Raw genomic sequence first — 1,920 nt, 5'->3', positions numbered from 1 at the left:
AGTAAAACGATTCACTCCTGTCTTTCAAACGGAGCAACGGCTTTTATTCCAAAGCCTATAAACAAAGATGAATTCTACCGAAAGATATGTGAGCAAATGACTGAAATGATCATCAATAATAAATAATTTAAAACAGATGAAGATTGGTTTATAACTTATTTGAAAGAAATTTTATAAGCTAAATTTTAATATGTAAATCATTATGAAAAACAACTGAAATTCATTAAATTACATTCAAACTAACTAAGTAATGTCAACTGTTTTCTTCTTATCAAAAGAAAAAAAAGAAATTGATTTGGTATGCACTAGTATAACTAAATCAGGGAATTCTTGTATCCACTTTGAAACTGTTGACCAATTAAATAATAATCTAAGATATTTTAAACCTGAGATTATACTTCTGGACGGCAGTAACTTTTCTGAAGAAATCAAAATTCTATTGGATAAAATAGAACCTCGCGATTCAAAGATTATGATACTGGATTATACAGGTGACTCAAAAAGGATTAATAAAGAAAAGGTTAATTTAATTACTGATATAAAGGAATTCGTAAATTATTTAAATTCATATAATTCAAAGAGATATTCAGTTTTTGAAAAAGGAGAGAATAAAATTTTTGATCTCTTTTTTGATCATCTACCTGAACCTGCTTCGATTACCAAATTAGAGGATGGTAACTTTGTGAGAGTGAATAAAAAGTTTGTAGAAGTAAGTGGATTCCAACCCAACGAAATAATTAATCAGTCCAGTGTTAATAAGCTTTTATGGGTTAAAAAGGGATCCCGGGAGAAGTATATTCACAGATTAAAAAAAGAACATCATATTCAAGCTTACAAGACTTACTTTCACAATAAGCATAAAGAGATTGTCAGCTGCTATATTTCATCAACTTTATTTTCTGATAATGGTCAGGATTATGTTCTTAGTATCCTGGATAATAACATTACCAATAAAATACTTGAAGAAAAGTTATTTGAAACACAAAGTATTGCCAGAGTTGGAAGTTACACGCTTGATTTTAGATCTGGCATGTGGAGTAGCTCAAAAATTTTAGACGATATTTTTGAGATAACAGAAAATTATGACAGATCCATTGATGGATGGTTAAATATTGTACATCCCAAATGGAGAGATACAATGAAAACTTATCTCCAGGAAAATGTGATTCAGAATAAAGAGGAGTTCGATAGACAATATCAAATCACTACTATTAAAGACAAAACTGATAAATGGGTGCATGGTAGAGGTTCACTTGTGTATAGAAACGGTGAATTGGTTAAAATGATAGGAACTATTATTGATATTTCTGAATATAAGAAAATAGAAAAAAAGCTAAAAGGAAAGCAAGCTCTATTAGATAAAATAATTAATACCAGCCCTGTAGGTATCTTGTTAACCGATAAACACGGTAATATTTATTATGCCAATAAAAGAGGCGAGGAAATACTTGACTTATCAATTAGCAGAGATAATACTATTAAATACAATGCTCCGGAATGGAGAATAACTGATCTGAATGGAGAGGATTATCCGGAAGATAAGCTGCCATTTATATTAGTAAAAAATCATTTGCAACCTGTTTACGGTATTAAGCATGCTATCGAAAATCAGGATCACTCTCGTAAATTTCTATCCATAAATGCCAGTCCAATTATTGATGAATACAACGAGTTTAATGGTATGATTGCCACGATTGAAGATATTACACCTCAAATAGAATTTGAAAACAAAATACAGGTTCAAAATAAACAATTGGAAGAATTAATATCTGTCAAAGACCGTTTGTTTTCAATTTTAGGTCATGATTTAAGATCTCCTATTGGAAATATAACTCAATTATCTAATTTTCTAAATATCGAATTCAGTAGCCTTGATCATAATGATATTAGAGAAATACTCTCCAGTCTTGAACATATATC

At 29.7% G+C, this 1,920-nt stretch carries 1 protein-coding gene; it reads left to right on the top strand.

Going from position 1 to position 1,920, the window contains the following annotated elements; translation table 11 throughout:
- Positions 1-250 precede the first annotated feature (250 nt).
- The coding region (locus tag OM075_RS24920) for a PAS domain S-box protein (RefSeq protein ID WP_301193277.1) at positions 251-1,920 on the top strand (1,670 nt) is incomplete at its 3' end.

Origin of the sequence: Plebeiibacterium sediminum (genome assembly GCF_026013605.1) — a bacterium.
GTDB classification, from domain to species: Bacteria; Bacteroidota; Bacteroidia; order Bacteroidales; family Marinilabiliaceae; genus Saccharicrinis; species Saccharicrinis sediminus.
Note: the sequence above shows the minus strand (reverse complement) of the source record. Positions and strands in the feature narration are given on the sequence as shown.